Source organism: Lachnospira hominis (ex Liu et al. 2021), from assembly GCF_014287955.1.
GTDB lineage: Bacteria > Bacillota > Clostridia > Lachnospirales > Lachnospiraceae > Lachnospira > Lachnospira hominis.
In genome coordinates this window covers 173,016-196,632 of record NZ_JACOPD010000004.1, presented here as the reverse complement: position 1 = coordinate 196,632, position 23,617 = coordinate 173,016, and the positions used below count along the sequence as shown (strand labels likewise).

General features: G+C 36.8%; 20 protein-coding genes. 6 read left to right on the top strand and 14 right to left on the bottom strand.

The features are described from left to right. Positions 1 to 8: 8 nt before the first annotated feature. Positions 9 to 800 carry an FAD binding domain-containing protein gene (locus H8S01_RS06995; protein WP_186836681.1) on the bottom strand — a complete coding sequence of 264 codons (792 nt, stop codon included), beginning with the start codon at positions 798 to 800 and terminating at the stop codon, positions 9 to 11. Between the two features lie 126 nt (positions 801 to 926). Between H8S01_RS06995 and H8S01_RS06990 the strand changes: the two genes are divergently transcribed. The 4 genes from H8S01_RS06990 to H8S01_RS06975 are packed head-to-tail and all read left to right on the top strand — an operon-like array spanning position 927 to position 4,943. Continuing rightward, complete coding sequence (locus H8S01_RS06990; RefSeq protein ID WP_186836680.1) at positions 927 to 2,000, top strand: ABC transporter substrate-binding protein; 1,074 nt, start codon at positions 927 to 929, stop codon at positions 1,998 to 2,000. A gap of 14 nt (positions 2,001 to 2,014) precedes the next feature. Then, entirely contained in the window at positions 2,015 to 3,013 is a 999-nt protein-coding gene (locus tag H8S01_RS06985) for a FecCD family ABC transporter permease (protein ID WP_186836679.1), read from the top strand. Next, complete coding sequence (locus H8S01_RS06980; protein WP_186836678.1) at positions 3,013 to 3,810, top strand: ABC transporter ATP-binding protein; 798 nt, start codon at positions 3,013 to 3,015, stop codon at positions 3,808 to 3,810. The genes H8S01_RS06985 and H8S01_RS06980 overlap by 1 nt, the downstream gene beginning before the upstream one ends. Positions 3,811 to 3,824: 14 nt before the next feature. Beyond that, positions 3,825 to 4,943: an NTP transferase domain-containing protein gene (locus tag H8S01_RS06975; RefSeq protein WP_186836677.1), complete on the top strand. Its 1,119-nt coding sequence runs from the start codon at positions 3,825 to 3,827 to the stop codon at positions 4,941 to 4,943. Here the strand turns inward: H8S01_RS06975 and H8S01_RS06970 are convergent. The 6 genes from H8S01_RS06970 to H8S01_RS06945 form a co-directional block, all read right to left on the bottom strand. Then, on the bottom strand, positions 4,915 to 6,309 hold the full coding sequence (locus H8S01_RS06970; RefSeq protein ID WP_186836676.1) for a uracil-xanthine permease family protein: 1,395 nt from the start codon (positions 6,307 to 6,309) through the stop codon (positions 4,915 to 4,917). The genes H8S01_RS06975 and H8S01_RS06970 overlap by 29 nt on opposite strands. A 57-nt stretch (positions 6,310 to 6,366) precedes the next feature. Continuing rightward, positions 6,367 to 7,413, bottom strand: coding sequence for an aldose epimerase family protein (locus tag H8S01_RS06965; RefSeq protein ID WP_186836675.1), 1,047 nt, complete (start codon positions 7,411 to 7,413; stop codon positions 6,367 to 6,369). A gap of 330 nt (positions 7,414 to 7,743) precedes the next feature. Beyond that, complete coding sequence (locus tag H8S01_RS06960) at positions 7,744 to 8,982, bottom strand: glycerate kinase type-2 family protein (RefSeq protein WP_186836674.1); 1,239 nt, start codon at positions 8,980 to 8,982, stop codon at positions 7,744 to 7,746. A 69-nt stretch (positions 8,983 to 9,051) separates the two neighbouring features. Beyond that, positions 9,052 to 9,927: a 2-hydroxy-3-oxopropionate reductase gene (gene garR / locus H8S01_RS06955; RefSeq protein ID WP_021865723.1), complete on the bottom strand. Its 876-nt coding sequence runs from the start codon at positions 9,925 to 9,927 to the stop codon at positions 9,052 to 9,054. 41 nt (positions 9,928 to 9,968) lie between these two features. Beyond that, a complete protein-coding gene (locus tag H8S01_RS06950) occupies positions 9,969 to 11,360 on the bottom strand; it encodes a GntP family permease (RefSeq protein WP_021865724.1) in 1,392 nt (463 codons plus the stop codon). 120 nt (positions 11,361 to 11,480) lie between these two features. Continuing rightward, positions 11,481 to 12,653, bottom strand: coding sequence for a CdaR family transcriptional regulator (locus H8S01_RS06945; RefSeq protein ID WP_021865725.1), 1,173 nt, complete (start codon positions 12,651 to 12,653; stop codon positions 11,481 to 11,483). A 203-nt stretch (positions 12,654 to 12,856) separates the two neighbouring features. On the opposite strand from H8S01_RS06945, the gene H8S01_RS06940 reads away from it, so the two are divergent. Further along, entirely contained in the window at positions 12,857 to 13,822 is a 966-nt protein-coding gene (locus tag H8S01_RS06940; protein ID WP_186836673.1) for a M15 family metallopeptidase, read from the top strand. A 131-nt stretch (positions 13,823 to 13,953) separates the two neighbouring features. Here H8S01_RS06940 and ttdB read toward each other — a convergent pair whose 3' ends face one another. From ttdB to H8S01_RS06925, 3 genes are all read right to left on the bottom strand, one after another. Continuing rightward, entirely contained in the window at positions 13,954 to 14,580 is a 627-nt protein-coding gene (ttdB, locus tag H8S01_RS06935; RefSeq protein ID WP_021865727.1) for a L(+)-tartrate dehydratase subunit beta, read from the bottom strand. Continuing rightward, positions 14,580 to 15,479: a L(+)-tartrate dehydratase subunit alpha gene (gene ttdA / locus H8S01_RS06930; protein ID WP_021865728.1), complete on the bottom strand. Its 900-nt coding sequence runs from the start codon at positions 15,477 to 15,479 to the stop codon at positions 14,580 to 14,582. The genes ttdB and ttdA overlap by 1 nt, the downstream gene beginning before the upstream one ends. Before the next feature lie 147 nt (positions 15,480 to 15,626). Next, positions 15,627 to 16,892, bottom strand: a complete 1,266-nt coding sequence (locus tag H8S01_RS06925; RefSeq protein WP_021865729.1) for an SLC13 family permease — start codon at positions 16,890 to 16,892, stop codon at positions 15,627 to 15,629. A 268-nt stretch (positions 16,893 to 17,160) separates the two neighbouring features. Here H8S01_RS06925 and H8S01_RS06920 point away from each other — a divergent pair, with 268 nt between their 5' ends. Then, positions 17,161 to 18,036, top strand: a complete 876-nt coding sequence (locus tag H8S01_RS06920; RefSeq protein WP_021865730.1) for a LysR family transcriptional regulator — start codon at positions 17,161 to 17,163, stop codon at positions 18,034 to 18,036. On the opposite strand, the gene H8S01_RS06915 is transcribed toward H8S01_RS06920, so the two are convergent. Genes H8S01_RS06915 through H8S01_RS06900 form a run of 4 tightly spaced genes read right to left on the bottom strand, consistent with a single transcriptional unit; the run spans position 18,031 to position 23,498 of the window. Continuing rightward, entirely contained in the window at positions 18,031 to 19,311 is a 1,281-nt protein-coding gene (locus H8S01_RS06915) for an amidohydrolase family protein (protein WP_186836672.1), read from the bottom strand. The genes H8S01_RS06920 and H8S01_RS06915 overlap by 6 nt on opposite strands. Before the next feature lie 54 nt (positions 19,312 to 19,365). Then, entirely contained in the window at positions 19,366 to 21,252 is a 1,887-nt protein-coding gene (locus H8S01_RS06910) for an ABC transporter ATP-binding protein (RefSeq protein WP_186836671.1), read from the bottom strand. 18 nt (positions 21,253 to 21,270) lie between these two features. Continuing rightward, the gene (locus tag H8S01_RS06905) at positions 21,271 to 23,016 is read right to left on the bottom strand and encodes an ABC transporter ATP-binding protein (protein ID WP_186836670.1); all 1,746 of its coding nucleotides are present in this window, start codon (positions 23,014 to 23,016) and stop codon (positions 21,271 to 21,273) included. 47 nt (positions 23,017 to 23,063) lie between these two features. Next, positions 23,064 to 23,498 carry a MarR family winged helix-turn-helix transcriptional regulator gene (locus H8S01_RS06900; RefSeq protein WP_186836669.1) on the bottom strand — a complete coding sequence of 145 codons (435 nt, stop codon included), beginning with the start codon at positions 23,496 to 23,498 and terminating at the stop codon, positions 23,064 to 23,066. Positions 23,499 to 23,617: the final 119 nt, after the last annotated feature.

Sequence of the window (23,617 nt, the reverse complement as noted above, 5' to 3'; positions counted from 1 at the left end):
AATCTCAATTATTTATTAATATTTATTAAAGCTCTTTTTGTAAGAACACCTGCAAGATGGCTTCTATAACCGGCACTTCCACGCATATTTCCCTGTGTTGGCAGATTTTTTTCAACAAAATCAGCAAATTTTTCTATTGATTCTTCACTAATTCCAGATGAAAGTATGTCATAAGTATCTTTAACAATAACAGCCTTCCCAGGTCGTGCACCTATACAAATATTGCATAAACCTGTATCTGCAAACTTTACTCCTGCACACGTCAATACAGGCAGATCAGTTTCAGTAATTCTCACCGCTTCATAAAACATATGCACCGGTCTTTTCTTTACAATAATATTTACAATAATATCATTGTCATAGCTTCGACCTGCATAGTCTTCAAGCCTGACAATACCTTCCTTATATAATTCAACATAAGAATCTAGCCCAATCAGAAGTGTAAGCACATCAGAGAAACCATATCTTCCAAATATGCTTCCCCCAACTGTCGCAAGATTCCTGAACTGAACCCCGACAATATGTCTTAAAGCTTCTTTTACACACCCACCGGTATATTGATTAAATCCATCATGAACTTCCAACTGTCTTAATGTTACCATACATCCAATTCTAAATTCATCATCATTTTCTTCAATTTTATCAAGTCCAAGTCCTGACAAATCAATTGCTGTATTTATTCTGCTATCGCCCATACGCATCCACATCATACCGCCAATAATTTTGTTATTCTTTTTCTGGTTAAGCTCATAAGCTTCATCAAGACTTTCAACTTTAATATAATTCTGTATATTAAGCATAAAAACTCCAATCTTTTAATTTTGCAAAACTCTGCATCTAACTGCTATAAATATAACGGCTTGTAAAAATATTGTCAATCTGATAAACTCTATTTGCTAAATTAAATTAATGAAAGGATTTTGATAATGAAACTTTTCAAAAAAATATCAGCTGTCGCCTTATCGATGATTATGCTCATCTCTGTCACTGCGTGCAACTCTTCACATTCTGACAGCAATAATAAAAACACAACAGAAAACACTACATCTGCTTTTGAAATCATGTCTTATTTCAACGAAATCGGCGTAAGTTACCCACTCACTGTTACTGACCAGGCTGGAAGAACTGTAACATTTGATAAAGCTCCTGAAAAAATTGCTTCTTCATACTATATTTCAACAAGTCTTCTTATCGCACTGGGATTAACAGATAAGCTCGTTGGTATTGAAGCAAAAGCAAACACACGAAATATATATAAACTTGCTGCTCCTTCAGCAGTAAATCTGCCTAATATGGGAACTGCAAAAGAATTTAATACAGAAGCATGCGTTGCAGCTGCTCCTGATGTAGTATTTCTTCCGATGAAATTAAAAAAAGCTGCCGATACACTTGATGAACTTGGTATAAAAGCAGTTGTTGTAAATCCTGAAGATCAGTCGCTTTTAAAGGAATGCATAACTTTAGCAGGAAAAATAACTAACACATATGGAAGAGCTACTGCTCTTAATAATTCAATAGATACATTTTTAACAAGTACAAAAAACGATGTTGCAGATGAAAAAGCTCCATCTGTATATCTTGCCGGTAACAGCTCTGTTCTGTCAACAGCAGGCAGTCATATGTATCAGGATACGCTTCTTACAAATGCCGGCGGGAAGAATGTTGCATCTGAACTTACAGATACTTATTGGGCAAATGTTTCTTACGAACAGATTCTTACATGGAATCCTGAATATATTATTATAGCTGCTGATGCATCATACTCTGTTGACGATGTATTAAATGATGCCAATCTTGCAAACTGCACAGCAATTAAAAATAAAAATGTTGTAAAGCTTCCAAATGATACTGAAGCATGGGACTCTCCGGTACCAGGAAGTTTTCTCGGCAGTATTTATATTGCACATATCCTTCATCCTGATAAAATAACAAAAGATTTCTACGAATCATGCGTAACAGAATTTTATAAAAATTTCTATGGATTTACACCTTCAAAATAATATGGGAATGATTTATGTTAAAAATCACTAACTACAAAAACAAAATTATATTTTTATCTGTTATATGGATACTGCTTCTTATTGCAGTATCCATATGGTCAGTTTTTACAGGACAATATCCACTTACAATAAAAGGATTACTGGACGGCGATAAAATGATGCTTATGGTGTTTTTCCGTCTCCGCTTACCACGTGTAATTATGGGAATTATTGGTGGATTTGGTCTCTCAATTGCCGGTTATGTTTACCAGCTGGTATTTAAAAATCCTCTTGCATCGCCTGATATTGCAGGTGTTTCATCCGGGGCAAGTGCCGGTGCAGCATTTGCTATCGTTGCAGTTTCAGCTTCAGCACCATTTATTTCAATATGTGCATTTGCAGGAGGTCTAATTGCACTTTCAATTACACTTCTTACAGCATATGCAGTTCCGGGAAAAAACAAATACACCATAATACTTACAGGTATTGCAATCCACTCTGTTGCACAGACAATTCTTATGTTTTTAAAACTTGCTGCTGACCCGGAAAAACAGCTTGCATCCATAGAATACTGGATTATGGGAAGTCTCAATGGTATATCCATCGACAGTATTGCTATTCCCTTTTTTATAACATTTATTGGTTTCTTTATTATACTTTTACTATACAGGCAAATTCTAATACTATCTATCAATGAAGATGAAGCAGCTTCTTTAGGTGTAAATGTCACAATATTCAGATTCATTATACTGATTACAGCGACGTTAATAGTTTCATCAATAATATGTGTAACCGGTCTCATAAGTTTTATCGGTCTTATAGCCCCACATATTGCCAGACTGCTCACTGGAAGAAATGACCGTTTCACATACATTTCAAGCGGTTTTGCCGGCACTATTATAATGACTCTTTCAGATATTTTTGCAAGAAGTTTATCATCATCCGAACTTCCTGTAAGTATATTTACATCTGTTATTGGGGCACCACTGCTTATAATTCTTCTTATAAAATCAAACAAAAAGGAGGATTTGTAATGCCTGATTTAATCGTTCCAACACTTGATATATCAGATGTATCTGTATACTATGGTCATAAATGTGCTGTTAAAAATGTAAGCTTTAATGCACATTCCGGACATATTTATGCTATTATCGGAAATAATGGATGTGGCAAAACTTCCCTTATGAAAGCTGTTATGAATCTTACCGGTCACAATGGCATATGCAGACTTAACGGAAAAACACTGGAAAAAATGTCAGTAAAAAAAAGAGCCCGGTTAATAAGCTATATACCGCAGAAAACCGGAATAAATATAAGTATGACAGTAAGAGAAGTATGTCTTTTAGGATTTAATCCACATCTTCGTATATTTGAATCATACAGCAGTAATATGAGACAGCAGGTTGATAAAGCTATCGATTCTGTAGGGCTTGCCGGTTTATACAACACTGATTTTTTAACTTTAAGTGAAGGGCAGAAACAGTTATGCATACTTGCAAGAACGCTTATAGAAGATACTCCTCTTCTGCTTCTTGATGAACCCGACAGTGCTCTTGATTTTGCAAATCGACATATGCTTATGAAGCATATAACTCATATTTCAAGAAATAATAAATGTGTAATAATGTGTATCCACAGTCCTGAACTGGCACTTGAGTACAGCGATGTAATATTTCTTATGAAAAACGGAAAAATCATATCCGATATCGATGTACATACAGCAGATATTACAGAAATCAATGAAAAAATGTCATTTTTGTATAGTAATATTAATGTAGTTGAATGTGCCGATGCTAACGGTAGATTACACAAAACAGTTCTTTCATTATAAAGGATGGGATTATTATGAATAATTTTTATATGGATGCTTCAGCGGTCCTTAATTTTTACAATATAACCGGCAAGAAACATCTTTTTATTACAGGTTGCAAGGGCAGTGGCAAATCAACTCTTTTAAATAATTTATGCGTACTTTTAAATGAAAATTTTGATTTTTTGCGAAGTTACAAAACCATGAAACCTGAAGTAGTTATAAAATCTAATCTTATTGAAAATGCACGTGAATATACAATAGGCACTCCACTAACCACAAACCCTGATTCTTTATCAAAAGGCAATAACATGAAAGCCGTACAAGAAGGTTTTCTTAAATGTGCCATACCGGCTATCCGTTCACACATTGACAATTCAAATAATAGATTTTTTGTTATTGATGAACTCGGATATCTTGAAAGTTCCTGCATTCAATTCCAGACTTCTATATTTGAACTTCTGAACAGTTCACATGTATTAGCTGTAATAAGGAAACAGTCAACATCTTTTCTTGACAAAATACGTTCACGAAAAGATGTACTTCTTATAGATATAGACACTATATTCAATAACCTCTCATGCATTATCATGGCCTCAGGCATGTCAAAAAGATTTGGTCATAATAAGCTGACTGCTGACTTTAATGGAAAAACGCTTATTGAAAATGCTATATCAGAAAGCCGCTTTGTAAATTTTAAAGACCGTATTGTTGTAACACGCCACAACGATGTAGCCGAAATATGCAGACATGAAAATATACATTTTATAAAACATGATATGCCATACAGAAACGATATGATACGTATCGGCGTGACACATATTATTAATAATTCATACTCTGATGGAATTTTATTTCTGCCAGCAGATCAACCATTAATAAAAAGAACAACCCTACAACTTCTTTGTCTTTTATTTGTTTACCATAATAATAAAATATGCAGACTTAGTTTTAACGGAAATGCCGGCTCTCCATGTATATTTCCATCTCATTATTTTAACGAACTTTTAAATCTCCCAGAACACAAAGGTGGCGGATTTCTTATTAAAAAATATCCTGCACAGGTCATTGCTGTTCCTGCACAGGATAAATATGAATTATATGATATTGACACACCGGATGATATTATTCGTCTTTCGGCAATATCACATTAAGTATTATTGCAACAACTGCTGCCGGAACAATACCAGATTCACCAAATATAAGCTGGACTGCCTGTGGTGTATGTGAAAGAATTGCCGGACTGACTCCCATACCATAACCTACTCCAAGTGCAACTGAAACTATAGAAAGTCTTCTTGCATTTAGAGGTTCTTTAGTTATAAGCTGAATACCGCTTACTATAATTGATGAGAACATCATAACTGCAGCACCTCCAAGTACAGACTGAGGCATAATTGAAATTAATGCACCTAGTTTTGGAATAAGTCCACAGAGTATAAGAAAAACAGCTCCTGAAGCAAGTGCTATTCTGTTAACAACCTTTGTCATTGCAACAAGACCAACATTCTGGCTAAATGATGTATTAGGAAGAACGCCAAACAATGCTGCCAATGTTGAACCGATACCATCACACATAACACCGCCTGAAAGTTCCTTGTCTGTTGCTTCTCTTTGCATTCCACCTTCCATAACACCCGAAATATCACCAACTGTTTCTACCGCTGTAACAACAAACATAACAAGCACCGGCAAAATTGCTCTCAGGTCAAATACAGGTTTTATCGGCATAAACTTTGGAATTGCAATCCATTTTGCCTCTGCAACTTTGTTCCAGTTAAGCACCCATGACTTTGTATATTCTACTCCATCAGCAGAAACTGCTGTATGTGGAAGAACTAATCCCATAATAAATGCAACAATATAACCAACTATAATTCCAATAAGTATAGCTGATGAACTAATATATCCTTTCGTCCAATGTTTAAAAAACAATATCACTACAAGGACAACAAAAGCCAGAAAAAGATTTTCCAAAGAGCCAAAATCTTTAGCTGAATTTCCACCTCCAAAAGAATTAATACCAACTGATATAAGTGACAAACCTATAGATAAAACTACAGTTCCTGTCACTACTGATGGAAAAAATCTTCTCAAAGGTTTAATAAATGCTCCAAGTACAGTCTCAAACAAGCCTCCTATAATAGATGCCCCCATCAGTGCTCCATAAGCTAATACTCCACCGCCCATAATTTTAGTCACACTGCTGAATACTCCTATAAATCCGGAACTTGTACCCATAATAATAGGTACTTTTCCACCTATTGGTCCAATTGCAAATAACTGAATAAGTGTTACAATACCGGCTATAATCATCGCATTCTGTAAAAGTGCAACCTGAACAGATGCATATTCACTTCCTGCACCAATCCCGCATGCACCGGTTATAATAAGAAGCGGTGTAAGATTACCAACAAACATCGCCATAACATGCTGAAGTCCAAGTGGTATTGCCTGTTTCAATGGAAGCTTTCCATTAAAATCATATGCCTCCGGCATAAGTTCGCTAATTTTTTTCATAAATCCTCCATTTATTAATAAATCTTTCAATGAACAATATAATTCAAAATACAAATATTAGCAATATTTATCATTAAAAAAAACATACTTTATTTTTTTATCAAATTTCTGACCCGCCTTACATACAGAACTTTCAAACTCTGGTCTGTTGACTGCATCCGGAAAATACTGCGGCTCAAAACATACCCCATCACGGGGTGCGTATATATGTCCGTGTTTTCCTTTTACATTTCCAATATAATTGCCTGTATACATCTGAATTCCCGGATAATCCGAGCTTATCTTCATAGCAATACCGGTTTTGTCTCCGTAAACTTCCACACATTCAGCCAGATTCTGTGAATCATGGTGGTCAATCACCCAGTTATGGTCGTAACCTCCTGCAATCTTAATCTGCTCATATTCTGAATTAATATCATTACCTATTCTTTTTATTTTTCTAAAATCCATAGGTGTTTTCTCAACTGCACGAACTTCTCCTGTAGGAATTGCACCGGCTCTTAATGGTGTAAAAGAAACTGCATGTATAACGGTCTTATGATTAACAATACTTCCACTTCCCTCTCCATTAAGATTAAAATAACTGTGATTTGTCATATTAATTACTGTATCCATATCAGAAACTGCATTATACTCAATCTCAAATGAATTACTACCTGTTATTCTGTATATAATATAAAACTTTGCATTTCCGGGAAATCCCTGGTCAAGATGCAGGCTCTCAATTTCAAATACAATTGAATCATCCCTGTATTCTGTTACATGCCACATTCTTTTTGAAAAAAGATGTGGTCCGCTATGCAGATTATTTTCCCCATCATTTTTTGCAAGTACATATTTAATATTATTTAAGGTAAATTGTGCATTGGAAATTCTGTTTGCATTTCTTCCGATATTAAACCCAAAACAGTCATTGTCATTTTCATAACCTGCAACATCATCATAACCAAGCGTTATGTCAACAAATTCGCCTGATTTATCCTTAACTTCCACACTCACAAGTGTTCCGCCAAAATCAGTGACACAAATCCTTAACATATCTGTCATTAAACTGTAAAGATGTGCTGTTTCCCCTGATGATAACTGTCCAAAATTTTTCACCATAAAATTGTACCTCCTCTATAAATCAATATTTATATTCACGTTAATTTTATTTAATTATATCCCGATTATTTTTTAAAAGCAAATCATGTTGGCATTTTTACACATATTAAATTCAATTATATACTTCAGTCCTAATAAACTATGAGAAACACGCTCCGCGGGTTTCTCAAGTTATCGCGGCACTCGCCAAGGTCTCGTGCAAGCACGGACTTTGGCTCGTTACACGCGTAAATAAAAAGGACTGCCAAACCAATCACTTAGTGTGGCAGTCCTGCAAATAGGATGGAAGGTACTTTTATATGAATATTACCGGCTTCTTCTTATTAACTATCAATCGCAATCAATAAGAAGCACAGCAACATCATTAACATTTGTTCCGGTCGGACCAGTTATAATAAGTCCGCCTGTTTCTTTTAACGCATTATATGCATCATTTTGTCTGAGAACATCAAATATATTAATGCCTTTCTTTCTGAGTTCTCCCGCAGTATCAGCATCAGCATATCCTCCAGCGGCATCTGTCGGACCATCAGTTCCGTCGCTTCCGATACTGAATATGGCAGCATTTTTAATACCATCAATTCCACTGGCTGCTGACAGTGCAATCTCCTGATTTCTTCCGCCTTTGCCATGTCCGGTGAGATTAACAACTGTCTCGCCACCGGCAATATAGGCTGTCTTTTTATTACCATGGCAATGTGTTTTTGCTATAGAGGCAAGAAAACTTCCTGCTTCCTTCGCCTGACAGCAAAGCTGGTCTGTAAGAATTACTGACTCAAAACCATGTTTTTCACATTCTTTTGCCGCTGCATTGCAAAGTTCTCTTACACTACCATTAATCAATGTCGTAACATTATCCAGTTTTTTTGGTGTTTCAACCTCCATAAGCTTTTCAGCATCCGGTGAAAGCTTCAGGTTATATTTATTTACAATTTTTTTTGCATCCTCACATGTAGTAGAATCAGGACAAGCCGGTCCGGAAGCAATCATATCAAGAGGATCTCCAAGTATGTCTGAAAGCACAATTGAATATACATGTGCCGGTTCGCATATTTTTGCAAATCTTCCGCCTTTTACCATAGATAAACGTTTTCTTATAGTATTTATCTCCACAATGTCTGCACCACAGGAAAGAAGCTGGTTAGTTATGTCTGAGAGCTCATCACCTGAAATCTGTGGTTTTTCAAACAATGCACTTCCACCTCCTGAAAGGAGAAAAAGAACTGTATCATTACTTTTTAAATCAGAAACCATATCAAGGACTTTCTGTGTTGCCTTAAAGGAATTGTCATCAGGCACAGGATGTCCTGCTTCAAAACATGTCACATTTTCTATCTCACCTTTGACATGTCCATATTTTGTTATAACAATACCTTTATCTATTCTATCGCCCAAATATTCTGATGCAGCATTTGCCATCTGCCATGCTGCTTTTCCTACTGAAACAAGAACTACCCTGCCGGGAAATTCTTTATTCTCAAGTGCTCTTATTACTGCTTTATCCGGCAGAACAGCTTTTATAGCTGCATCTATTATATTATCTGCAACCTTTTTTAATTCATAATTCATATGTTTCCCCTTTCCGTCTGATCTTCTATTATATACCAGACTTTTCTGGTTTTTATCGAAATACAAATATTAAAGTTTGATATCTGCCAGTTTCTCATAATAATGAATTATTGCACTGTGGTCACTGCTTCCGTCTCCATTATTATGAAGATATTGCATTATCTCCTGAATCTGTGATGTCATTGGAACAACAGCACCAACACTGTGTGCACATTCCAAAGCATTATTCAAATCTTTGATGTGTAAATCAACCCTGAATCCCGGCTTTACATCATCATTAATCATCATAGGCACTTTTGCATTCATTACTGTAGAACCAGCAAGTCCGCCTTTTATTGCCTCAAAGACACACTCAGGATTAACACCGGCCTTTTTTGCCAGAATAAATGCTTCTGACACTGCCTGTATATTACCTGCTACAATTATCTGATTAGCAAGTTTAGTTGTATTTCCTGCTCCAAGCTCACCGCATCTGGTTACAGATGAACCCATTTTAAAAAGTATTTCTTTATATTTTTCAAATGTATTCTCATCTCCGCCAACCATAAATGCAACTGTTCCATCTATGGCTTTTGGTTCTCCACCGGATACGGGAGCATCAAGCATTTCAATTTCTTTCTCTTTCAAAATTTTTCCAATATATCTGCTGTCAACCGGATTTATTGAACTCATATCTATAAAACATGTACCTGATTTCATATACCGGGCTACACCATTTTCACCAAGAATTACTTCTTTTACCTGAGGGCTGTTTGGAAGCATTGTAATAACAACATCACTGTTTTTCGCAATATATTCTAATGTTCCGCTTTCTGCACCACATTTTTCAAGTTCATTAATATTTTCTATATGATGGTCATTAACAATTAATGAATATCCTGCTTTACAAAGATTCTTCGCCATTGGTTTCCCCATTATTCCAAGTCCGATAAACCCAATAACCATATAAATCCTCCTGATTTTATATCATTTTAACAGCATTTTAATTATAAGAATAATGAAAGTATGAATATCTCAACCATAGATGCAATACCCATGATTAATGTACATACTGTCTGCGTCTTATATCCCTGTTCAGGTGTCATATCACCAAAGTTAGTAACAACCCAGAAATATGAATCGTTAGCATGTGATACTGTCATGGCACCGGCACCAATAGCCATTACACAAAGTACTGACTTTACAGGTGTTGCAAGTCCGAGTACAGGAAGAAGCGGAGCAAGTATACCTGCTGTTGTTGTAATAGCAACTGTTGATGAACCCTGTGCACTCTTTAATATTGCTGCAAGTATGAACGGGAAGAATATACCTACTGCCGAAAGCACTTCTGCATGCTGTGTTATGTAGCTTACCATTGATGTTGAAGAAATAACTTTACCAAGAACACCACCTGCTGCTGTTACAAAAAGAATAGGACCAACAGTTTTTAATGTCTCATTAGTAATGTTATAAAAATCACTCATCTTATGAGCAGTTGCAAGCTGGATTACTGCAAATATTGTACCAACTGCAAGGGCAATAATTGGCTTTCCTAAGAACTGGCAGGCGATATCAAGTGCTCCTGTCCAGCCGGCCATAGATGAAATTGAGCCAAGTGCCATAAGTATAATTGGAACAAGAATTGGAGCAAGTGCATTAAATCCATTAGGAAGTTTGCCATATTCTGCAACAAGTTCTTCATATGTTTTTGCTGCTTCTGCATTATCGCCTGTCTCGTCTGCACTCTTTACTTTCTTGCCGATAAACTTTGCATAAATAAGACCTGCAATAAGAGGGAATATAGAACATACAACACCAAGTCCCATTACAAGTAAAAGATTATCACCTACACCAAGTGTACTTGCTGCTGCAATCGGACCAGGTGTTGGTGGAATAAATACATGTGAAATATAAAGACCTGCTGACAAAGCAACTGTCATAGCTACACTTGATACTGCTGTTCTCTTTACAAGAGCCTTTCTGATTGGATTCAAAATAACAAAACCGCTATCACAGAAAACAGGGATTGAAACAACCCATCCCATAAGTTCAATAGCAAGTTCAGGTCTCTTCTTACCAACAACTTTAATTACCATATCGGCAAGCTTTAATGCTGCACCTGTTTTTTCGAGAACTGAACCGATAAGTGCACCAAGAATAATTACAATACCGATGCTGCTGAATGTTCCCGAAAATCCTGCTCCGATTACTGTTGGAATTCCGGAAATCTTCTTTCCGTCTGCCGTGACTGTATCAACAAATGGAATTCCTGCAATTATAGCAAGAATAAGTGATACAGCCATGATAGCAAGGAAAGGATGAACCTTAAACTTTGAAATTGCTACTATCATGACTATGATAGCTAAAATAAAGACAATAATTAATGCTATTCCTGACATAATAAACACCCCTTTTCGTTATTTTTTATACGATTTGTACAATAGCTCGTACTGTCTATGGTGCAATCATATCACGGAAGCAAATCTTTTCACATGTTACACGTAACATAATTATTAAAATTATTTTGTTTCATGTAACAAAGCATATGTTTCACTTTTTTCCATTTCTATATCCTGCATAATAAGATATGCCATATATAATGCCGGATTTTCGGATGGTTTTCTGACATCATATCCGGTCAGTTCCTTCAATTTGCCAATCCTGTACTGCAATGTATTCTTATGTATATAAAGACTATCAGATACCGCCTGAATAGAGCCCTGCTCTTTATAATAAGCCTTCAGGAGTGACATATATTCTTTTACTTCATCAACAGATGAATTCTTGAAAAGCTTGGTAATATATTCAAGCTTAATTTTGGCAGGAATACAGTTAACAAGCAGTTCCAGACTCATATCCTCATAGCAGATAATCTTTTCATGTTCAGCTGCTGCTGCATTCCACGCCCTATGTGCCTGGATGTATGCCTCATGCATATCATCACTTTTCCCTGCAATCCCTATATTAAGATTCAGTTTCTGCTTTTCATATATGTAATCTGCAAGTTCATTTGAAAATTCTATTACCTTTTCTGTTGTCATATCATCTATAAGAATTATCTGTCTTGACGCATTTCTGAAATGTGCCTTGTAACCATTTCTGTTAAGAAATGCTGCAACATTATTTTCAAATTTGGCAATTACAGACTGACCTTCCTGATTATCTTTATACTCATCAAGTTCATCAATACTTACAATAATAATTCTTCCCGGCTTGTCTATATCTATCCCAAGAGATTTCCCTCGTTCTCTCAGGTCATCAAAGTTTTTATATCCGTCATTTATGAGCCATTCTTCAAAAAAAGCATTTTTTACACGCTTATCCATGAGCTGATGATAACTGACACGGCGTTCCATAAGCAGAATTTCGGTCATCTTTTTTATCAGACGTCCGGCTGTTATTACCTCATCGTGACTTCCGGTAATTCCAACAACACCAACGATTTCACCATCAAGTTCAAGCGGAAGGTTAATTCCCTGTTTCATTCCCCTTTCCTTATCATCTTTCTTAAGATAATATTCATCAAGACATTCCGTAATGATTTTGTATGCTCCATAGTGAAAATCGCCTATTCTTGATTTATCACAGCTTGCAATTATATGCCCCGTCTCATCCATAAGATTAATATTTTGTTTTACAAGCTGCGATATTTCATCAACTATCTGCATCGCAGCATTTTTTGATATATGCATTATATTTCTCCATTCATATTTAAAATAATTGTAATTTTTCGCTCTTTTAAATGTATTAATAATATACCACTCAAAACATAACATTTCAATATATTTATTTTAATTGAAACGTCAACACTTGATATTTTCTTTTGTAAATGCAATAATGGGTTTGTTTTATGAACTGCCACACTACAACGGCAAAATCAGAATGGAGATTAACTATGACAAACAACCAATTAACAAGAAAACAGCGTGCAGCTGTAGTCAGACGACAAAAAATCACACTTGCCGCAGGCATTGCGGTTTTAATTTTAGTAATTATATTCGTACTAGCATTTAAAGGCTGTAACAGTAAAAAAAAGAATAACGACAAAACAGTCCCGGCTAATACTGAGACTACTACTGATGACAATAAAACAACAACAGAAAACAACAGCGAAAACATAAAATCTGAGGAGGCCCATGATGCTTCCACATCATCAGATAACAATGCTGATAATAATTCTGATGGAGGCTCTGATAACAATTCAGGTAATGATAATAACAGCTCTGATTATTCAGGAAGCCAGTATGCTGATTCGCAGTCTGTCTCATCCAAAGGATTTTCAATCCAGACTATCAATGGAATAACATATGTTGATGGTGTGCTTATCGCCAATAAAACTTACTCTCTTCCAAGTGATTTTATTCCTCAGGACCCTGAGGTTCCTGTAACAAGCCAGCGAAGCACAACAAGTCTTGACAGAACACTTATGAGTGCATGGCGTACGATGCAGGCTGACGCTTCTTCACAGGGACTTAATATCTATATTGCAAGTGCTTACCGTTCATACAGTTATCAGGTAAATCTATATAATTCCTATGTAGCAAGAGATGGAAAAGCTGCCGCAGATACATATTCATCAAGACCCGGTAATTCAGAACATCAGACAGGGCTCTGTTTTGACCTCAATTCTATAGATGACAGCTTCGGCGATACCGCAGAGGGCAGATGGGTCAATGACAACTGTTATAAATACGGCTTCTGCATACGTTTTCCTAAGGGTAAGGATGCATACACAGGCTATCAGTATGAATCATGGCATTTAAGATATGTCGGCAAAGATCTTGCTGAAAAGCTTTACAACAATGGCAATTGGATTTCACTTGAAGAATATTTTGGAATCACAAGCAAATATCCGGATTAAGTAAAAATTTGAATATTGAGAAGTATATGAATAAAAAAGCCCCGCCGCTGCGGCGGGGCTTTTTTTTATTAGGAAATTTTTATGAATGCAACCTGTTTTAATACTATCTATGAATCTTATATGCAATATTTTTATTTTATGAAACCGACTTCTTTTGCAATTTTTTCATACGCGGCATCTTTGCGTTCATTGAAAATAACTTTATTTTCCTCAAACATGTTATTTCCCTTTGTGTCGATTGATACGATAAGAGGACCGAACTCCTTAACGCGGCAGTTCCAAAGTGTCTCAGGCATCCCCAAATCTCTCCACTCGGCTCTTACGATTTCCTCAACCTCTGTTGCTGCAACTACAGCATTTCCGGCAGGAAATACACAGTGAATGGCACCGAATTCTTTACATGCACGCTCTGTATTTTCTTTCATTCCGCCTTTTCCGATGATAACGCGTACACCTGTGAGCTTTACGAATTCATACTCAAATTTTTCCATACGCATGCTTGTTGTCGGACCAACCGATACCATTTGGAATTTATCGTTTTCAAGAGGTCTGATAATAGGACCCGCATGGAAAATCGCATTATTTCTTACATCTACCGGAAGTTCTCTTCCCTCTTCAACAAGTCTTCTGTGGGCAACGTCACGGCATGTTGTCATGCTTCCGTCAAGATAAATAATATCTCCGACTTTAATATCTTCCAAATCCTGTGCCGTAACAGGTGTTATAAGTACCTTTTTTCCGTCTCTGATTTCTACCATTATAAAGTCACCTCCGAATGTGTTGTAATTGTATAATTAAGGTCTTTATCAAAAATAATGTGTCCTCTTCTGTGGCTCCAGCATCCGACATTTACAGCCACACCGATTGCAGAAGGATGACGTGCCGTATTTTCAATGTTTACGCCCATTACCGAATATTTACCGCCCATGCCCTGTGGTCCTAAACCGATTGAATTAATACCATCTTCAAGAAGTCTCTCCATTTTTGCGGCTCTTTCATTTTCATTATGTGAACCGATAGGTCTCATGAGTGCCTTCTTTGAAAGAAGTGCCGCTGTCTCCACAGATGTTGCAACGCCGACGCCCACAAGAAGCGGAGGACATGCGTTAAGACCGTAGCTTGTCATTACATCAAGGACAAATTTTGTTACGCCCTCGTAGCCTTCGCCCGGCATAAGAACCATTGCTTTTCCTGGAAGCGTACATCCGCCACCTGCCATATATGTATATATTTCGCATGAATCACTATCTGGTACAATATCCCAGAATACTGTAGGAGTTCCTTTTCCGACATTTTTTCCGGTATTATACTCGTCAAATGTTTCAACGCTGTTGTGTCTTAAAGGTGCTTCAAATGTTGCCTGCACAACCGCTTCTTTAAGAAGTGTCTCAAGTTCTCCAATCAATGGAAATTTTGTTCCGCATTTTACCCAGAACTGAAGCACACCTGTATCCTGACAGCTAGGTCTGTTAAGTTCAACCGCAAGTTTCTGATTTTCAAACATTGTGTTATAAATTGTCTTTGATAAAGGACTGTCCTCCTTATCTCTCAACTCCTGAAGTTTTGCGATTACATCATCAGGCAGTTTCTTTGCCGTATAAGCAATAAACTTAGCCATGTAATCTGTAAGCTGTTTTACCTGTTCTTCCTTTGACATAATAAATCCTCCTTGTTTTTATGAAGTAAAAATCCGAGCTCCAATGTGAGGAGAGGATTTTAACCTCCTTGTTTTTACGAAGTAAAAGTTACATTTTCGACTTTTATATTGATACTTTTTTACTTAATCCGCAAAAAGCATTTGTTTTTACGGAAAAAACGGATATAAAATCGGTAAAAGTATCATACTCACTATCGTTGAAACTATAATCAACGGAATTCCCGATTTTGCATAATCCTTAAATGTATATCCGCCCGCTCCTATTACCATTGTGTTTGCAGGCATTCCTATCGGTGTAGCATAAGCACATGAGCCACCAATTACGCAAGCCATAAGTACGGCACTCGGGTCAGCCCCGATTGCTTCCGATATTGACAAGCATATCGGAACCATAAGTGCTGTCGTTGCTGTGTTACTCATAAAATTAGTGAGCACACAACAAAGAATAAATACTACAAATGTAAGTAAATACGGTGACGGGTTATCTCCAAGAAAGCTGATGACTTTATTTGCAAGAAGCTCTCCCGCACCTGATTTCTGAAGTGCTGACGCAAGCGAAAGTGTACCGCCAAACAAAAATATTGTTTTTAAATCTATTGATTTTAATGCCTGCTTTTCAGAAATTACACCCGTAACTACGAGAAGCAGTGCTCCGATACAGCCCACAACGCAAAGCTTAATTCCGATTTTTTCTTCAAAAATCATTCCGATAAGAGTTAAAATCAAAATTATAAGAGACAGCCACTGTTTCCACTTAGGAACATCTGAATAATCTTTCTGTTCGCCGTACACCGAATCTCCCGACGGCTTTGTGTCAGGCAGAAGCTTGTATCCTATCAATGCGAAAAATAAAATTCCCGTTATAAGAATCGGTAAACCGATTTTTGTATATTCAAAAAATCCGAACGATTTTCCGATTTCCTGCATTGCCGATTGGGCAATCAGATTTCCCGGTGCACCTATAAGCGAAAGATTTCCGCCCATAGCCGCCGCAAATACAAGCGGCATAAGAAGTTTTGACCTTGAATATCCTGATTTTGCCGCAATTCCTATAACAACCGGAATAAGAACCGCCGCTGTTCCCGTATTTGAAAGCACCCCACTCATCAATCCCACAATCACCATAATTGCGATGATAAGCTGTCTTTCCGACTTAGCAAAATGTGTAACCACTCCTCCGATTTTGTTTGCCATTCCTGTCTCAAACAATGCTCCTCCGACAATGAACATGGCTACGAATAAAATTACATTGCTGTCAATAAATCCTGAAAAAGCTGTTTTCCAATCAAGCACTCCCGTTATGATAAGTCCGATACAGACAATCATTGATGTAACACCAAGCGGAAGTTTTTCCCATATGAACATTATGATTGCAAACAGCAAAAATACTAATGTTATTGCTGCATGACTCATTAGCAACCCTCCTTATTATTTACATCATATCTTTAGTGAAATAACACGGCCGTTTGTTTATTTCCCTTTGCTTGATTGCATTATATTAATAACTTATGTTGTTGTAAATTTATAAAAACTAATGGTTTTATAAGTTTTTTTTATGCCTTTTATATAAATTTATTCATTTTCACCAAAAATATGGTATACTGAATACAATATTAAAAAACATTATCCGCTGAACAGTGCAATAAAGCACTCCTACGGATTTTTACAAAATGAGGTTTTTATGAAGATTGTACAATTAGAATATTTTTGTGCGGTTGCAAGACTGCACAGCATAACGCAGGCTGCAGCCGAGCTTTATGTTACACAGCCCGCTGTTTCAAGTGCAATTAAGGAACTTGAAAAAGAATTTAACGTCAGTCTGTTTAACCGTTCAAAAAATCATCTGACGCTTACAAAAGAGGGTGAATTATTTTACCAGAAAGCTCAAAAGCTTCTCGCCGAGTACAAACAAACGCTTAACCAGCTTCACGACATAGGCAGAACTATTTCAGCGGTAAAAATAGGAATCCCACCTCTTTTGAGCACAATATTTTTTCCTGAAATGATTAATGATTTTCACAGGGAATATCCCGACATTCCTTTTGAATTATTTGAATATGGTTCAATCCGTGCTGCCAATCTCGTGCATGAAGGCATACTTGACGCAGCATTGGTAAATATGCACTTTTATGAAATAGATAAGCTTAATTCCATACAGATTATGCAGGATAAAATCGTTTTTTGTGTATCAAAAAATCACCCCTTTGCCAAAAAGAAAGAGGTGACTTTTGACATGATTAAAGACATGCCACTTATTATGTATAACACCGATTCTGTACAGAACGAAACTCTTGATGCAATATTTAAAAATTCGGCGATAAAGCCAAATGTCATACTGCACGCAAGCCAGCTCTACACAATAAAAAGCTTTATCTGCGAGGAATGTGCCGGAGCATTTTTGTATTCGTCGCTTTTAAAAAAGCTTCCCGGTGTTGTCGGAATTCCAATTACTCCCACAATACACCAAAGCATCGGTCTCGTATGGAAAAAAGGCAGTTACACAACCGACAGTACCGATAAATTTATTTCATTTGTAAAAAAACACACTATTTTATAAGAATTTATCAAGTTCAGTCTCAACACGCTTATTGATTTTAACCTTAGGATTTTCCGTAATCGTTCCTCTTGCGACAACCATTTTTACATGGCGTAATGCTCTGAGGTCATCGAGCGGATTTTCCTCGGTTACAATCATATCTGCACATTTATCTTTTTCGAGCGTACCGGTAATATCACCGATTCCCACCATTTCGGCGGCTCTTGCAGTTGCCGTATGCAGTGCAAACGCATTGGAAACGCCCGTATATTTGTGGAAATAATACAATTCTCTCCAAAAATCATACTGTGTAATCCATGGACATCCGACATCATTGCCAAGAACGACAGGTATATCATTTTCAAGTGCCGCTTTCGCACATGCAATTATTCCCTCAAACACAACATTTCCGTTAAACTGTTCAACTTCAGTTGCGTTGGTAATCGAACGATCAAACAATGCATACGGAAGTGCAGGCGAAATTGTTGTGCAAAGAAATGCTTTTCTTTCCTTGAATAACTTAATTGTATCATCATCAATTTTTGCACCGTGTTCAATTGAGTCAACTCCATTTTCAAGAGCAACACGCACCCCCTGCGGAGATTCGACATGTGCAGAAACTAAATATCCATTTTCATGTGCCTTGTCACAGACTGCCTTTACCATTTCCGGAGACATTTTCAGTTCACCCGGAACACCTTTTTCTTTTGCGTCCATTACGCCGCCTGTAATCATAAGCTTTATCAAATCAACCTTTTCTTTTTCCGATTGCTCCAGATGTTTTAATGCTGTATCTATACTGTCCGCTGCAACAGCAACAGAGCCAGCCATATGTCCGCCAGGCACGGAAATCCCTTCATTAGCGGCAAGTATTCTCGGTCCCATCTTTGTTCCCGCATTAATCTCATCTCTTAATTTTGTATCAAAACTTCCAAGTCCGCCAACCGTTCTTATTGTTGTCACACCGCTCATAAGCTCTGTTTTTGCAAATCCGGCAACCATACCGTATGCAATTGAACGCATAAGTGCATTTCCCATAAGTATTTTTACAAGTTTCTCATTATCACGCTGTTTTTTCTGCGGCTTGCCATTACCTGCAAGGTGAACATGCATATTTATAAGACCAGGCATAATATATCTGCCTTTTAAATCAACTTTTTCATATCCATTCAAGTCCGTGCCTGCCTTGACAATATCCTCAATTTTATCATTGTCCGTAAGTATGACGAAGCCCTCTTTTACCTGCATATCTTTGGTTCCGTCAAGTATTTTTCCGTTAATATAAGCATATTTCATATTTTTATACTCCCTGTTTTTGAGATTTTTATTTAATACCAATTAAGCAAAATCTTACGCACTGATTGACTTTCCTGTGTAAAGCTGATAATATCTGCCTTTTTCTTCCATAAGCTGGTCATGTGTACCACGCTCAATAATTCTTCCCTGTTCCATAACCATAATACAGTCTGCATTCCGTACCGTAGAAAGACGATGAGCGATAACAAATGAAGTTCTTCCTGTCATAAGTGCATCCATACCACGCTGTACAAGTTTTTCTGTACGTGTATCAATAGAAGAAGTCGCCTCATCAAGAATAAGAACAGGAGGATCTGCAACTGCTGCTCTCGCTATTGCAAGAAGCTGACGCTGTCCCTGACTAAGGTTCGCACCACCGCCGGTAAGCACTGTGTTATAACCATCAGGAAGTCTTTTTATAAATCCGTCAGCATTAGCAAGCTTTGCGGCAGCCATACATTCTTCATCAGTTGCATTAAGTCTTCCATATCTGATATTGTCCATAATCGTGCCTGTAAAAAGGTTAGTATCCTGCAAAACAATGCCCAGGCTTCGGCGTAAATCGTCTTTTTTAATATGATTAATATTAATTCCATCATAACGGATTTTACCATCCTGTATATCATAAAACCTGTTAATAAGGTTGGTAATTGTTGTCTTTCCGGCACCGGTAGAACCTACAAACGCAAGCTTCTGACCCGGTTTTGCGAACATTTTTATATCGTGAAGCACGATTTTATCAGGATTATATCCAAAATCAACTCCATCAAATGTAACATCACCCTGAAGTCTTGTATACATTTCATCTTTACTTGCAGCATTTGGTTTTTTCCATGCCCACATCTCTGTCTGTTCTTCAGTTTCATGGATTTCACCATTTGAATCATAACATATATTTACAAGTTCAACATCACCTTCATCTGTCTCCGGTACTTCATCACAAAGGTCAAATACCCTGCCGGCACCTGCCATAGCCATTACAATACTGCTTACCTGCTGGCTTATCTGTGTTACAGGCTGTGTGAAACTCTTGTTTAATGAAAGAAATGCTACAAGTGTACCAATTGTAAGTCCTGAAAAGCCGCTTAATGCAAGCACACCACCTACAAGTGCACACAAAACATAACTTATATTTCCTATATTTCCATTGATAGGCATTGTAATATTTGCAATCCTATTAGCATTGTTGGCACTTTCTCTTAACTTGTTATTAATCTGCTTAAACTGTTCAAGACTTTCCTGCTCATGACAGAATACCTTAACAACCTTCTGCCCTTCCATCATTTCCTCAATATAAGCATTTACTTTACCGATATCTTTCTGCTGTTCAACGAAATATCTGCCGGATGCAGCGGAAAGCTTTGATGTCACAAAAAGCATAATTGCAACCATAATAACAGATACAATTGTAAGTGGTATATCAAGAACTATCATACTTACAAATGTTGATACAAGTGTTATAAGTGAATTAAGAACCTGTGGAATACTCTGGCTTATAAGCTGTCTTAATGTATCAATATCATTTGTGTATACCGACATGATATCTCCATGTGCATGTGTATCAAAGTATCTGATTGGAAGTGATTCCATGTTAGTAAACATCTCTGTACGGAGCTTTTTCATAGTACCCTGACCAACATTTACCATAATTCTGTTATATCCGTAGGAACATAAAACACCCACTGCAAATATTGCTACAAGTTTTAAAAGAGCCTGTGCAAGCGGTGAATAATCAGGAACTGCCATCTGTGTAAGCGGCACAATATAATTATCAATAAGTTTCTGTATAAATAAAGTTCCACACAATGTCGTAAGTGCCGAAACCAATATGCAAACGACCACCATGAAACATGCCAATTTGTAATTTTTTATTATATAAGAAAGAAGTCTTTTTAATAATAAAAGCGGATTCTTCTCTTTGTTCTCATTTTTATTTTTCATGTCTTCCTCCTATTCTCACTATTCTGCCGATTCATCGAAATCACCGCCGCCCTGCATCTGGACTTCACAGATTTCGCGGTAAACTTTGTTATTTTCCATAAGATTTTCATGTGTATCAAAGCCACTGACTTTTCCATCTTCAAGAACAATAATTCTGTCGGCATCCTGAATACTTGAAATTCTCTGCGAAACTATAAGCTTTGTTGTTCCCGGAATTTTCTGGGCAAATGCCTGTTTGATTTTTGCGTCTGTTGCAGTATCTACAGCACTTGTCGAATCATCAAGAATAAGAACCTTTGGTTTTTTAAGCAATGCTCTCGCAATACAGAGTCTCTGTCTCTGACCACCTGAAACATTAGTACCGCCCTGTTCTATCCATGTATCATACTTCTTAGGCATTCTCTCGATAAATTCATCAGCACATGCCTGTTTACATGCCTCAACACAATCTTCATATGAAGCATTGTCATCACCCCATCTGAGATTGTCAAGTATTGTTCCTGAAAAAAGGACATTTTTCTGTAATACTACAGCCACCTGATTACGGAGTGCATCCATATCATAAGTTCTTACATCTTTTCCGCCAACACATACAGAACCTTCAGTAACATCATAAAGACGGCTTATAAGGCTCACAAAACTTGATTTTCCGCATCCTGTACCACCAATAATACCAATTGTCTCACCTGCATTAATATGAATATCAATATCATGTAAAGTATCCTCTGTACTGTTTTTTCTGTATGAAAAATTAACATGATTAAAATCGATTCTTCCGTCTTCCACTTCTTCATAAGGTTTTTCCGGATTGGCAAGGTCCGCTTTTTCATTAAGAACTTCTGAAATACGCCTTGCACTTGCCGCACTCATTGAAACCATTACAAATATCATTGAAAGCATCATAAGTGCCATAAGCATGCTCATTACGTAACTGAACATTGATGTAAGATTACCAGTTGTAATTGAACCCGACACAATAAAATGTGAAGCAAACCATGACAATGCAACAATACATCCATATACAACAAGCATCATAGTCGGATTGTTAAATGCAAGAAATGACTCGGCTTTAACAAATGTTTTATAAAGATTATCTGCCGCTTTATTAAACTTTTTCTTTTCATGGTCCTCACGTACAAATGCCTTAACAACACGGATTCCTGAAATATTCTCCTGAACGCTCGCATTGAGTTCATCATATTTTTCAAAACCTGATGTAAAAACCGGTGTTACTTTATATATAATAAAGAAAAGTACAAATCCCAAAAATATAAGTGCAACAAGAAATATAATACTTAATCTCGGACTTATTATTACACACATTGTAATACTGCAAATCATCATGAGAGGTGCTCTCACAGCAATCCTTATTATCATCTGATAAGCATTCTGTACATTAGTTACATCAGTTGTCATACGTGTTACAAGACCTGCTGTACTGAATTTATCAATATTAGAAAATGAAAATGTCTGTATATTTTCATACATTTTCTCTCTCAGATTACACGCAAATCCTGTTGATGCTGCCGCCGCATACTTTCCTGCCTGTATACCACAAAAAAGGCTCAAAAATGCTATAATAAGCATTATTCCACCATAAATACCAACCTTTCTCATATCTCCGGCCTGTATTCCTTTATCAATTATTGAGGCTGTTATAAATGGAATAAGAATTTCCAAAAAAACTTCAACTGCAGTAAATATTGGCGTTATAATTGATTCTTTTTTATATTTGCCAATACATTTTGCTAATGTTTTTATCATATTTTTATCATTCTCCCTTCGATTAAATTCACCTTATAAGTCTACAGTCAGCATGACTTGATACTGTCATATACTTTCTGCAAAAGATTTCTAAGCTGTCCTTTTTCATCATCATTAAGTGTCTTTAAAAGTTCCCTCTCATTTTCATCCATTGAAGCTCTTGCCGTCTTGCATATCTCCTCACCTTTTGCCGTGAGCTTTACATGTTTGATTCTTTTATCATTTGAATCATAAAACCCCTCTATCATCCCCTTTTTTTCCAGACGTGCAGCAATTCCTGCCATCGTTGCCTGTTTAACTTCAAAATGCTTTTCAAGTTCTTTTAGCGTTATCGTCTCATCGGCTGCCTCGCTGATAGTTGCGAGGACCTTAATCTGCGAAAGGGTGACATCATCGCACATCAACGTATTATTAGCCTTTCTTCCAAGTGCATCGTTAAGTCTCTTTATAAGTTCACCACAATGCAATGTTTCTCCAAACATATGCTCTTTCCTTTTCATAAAATTTGATAAATAGTTTCTTCTAGATTTTCTAATATATTACAAAAATAACAGCACGCTGTCAATAGCGTGCTGTTGATTTATAGTTTTTTAACATTTGT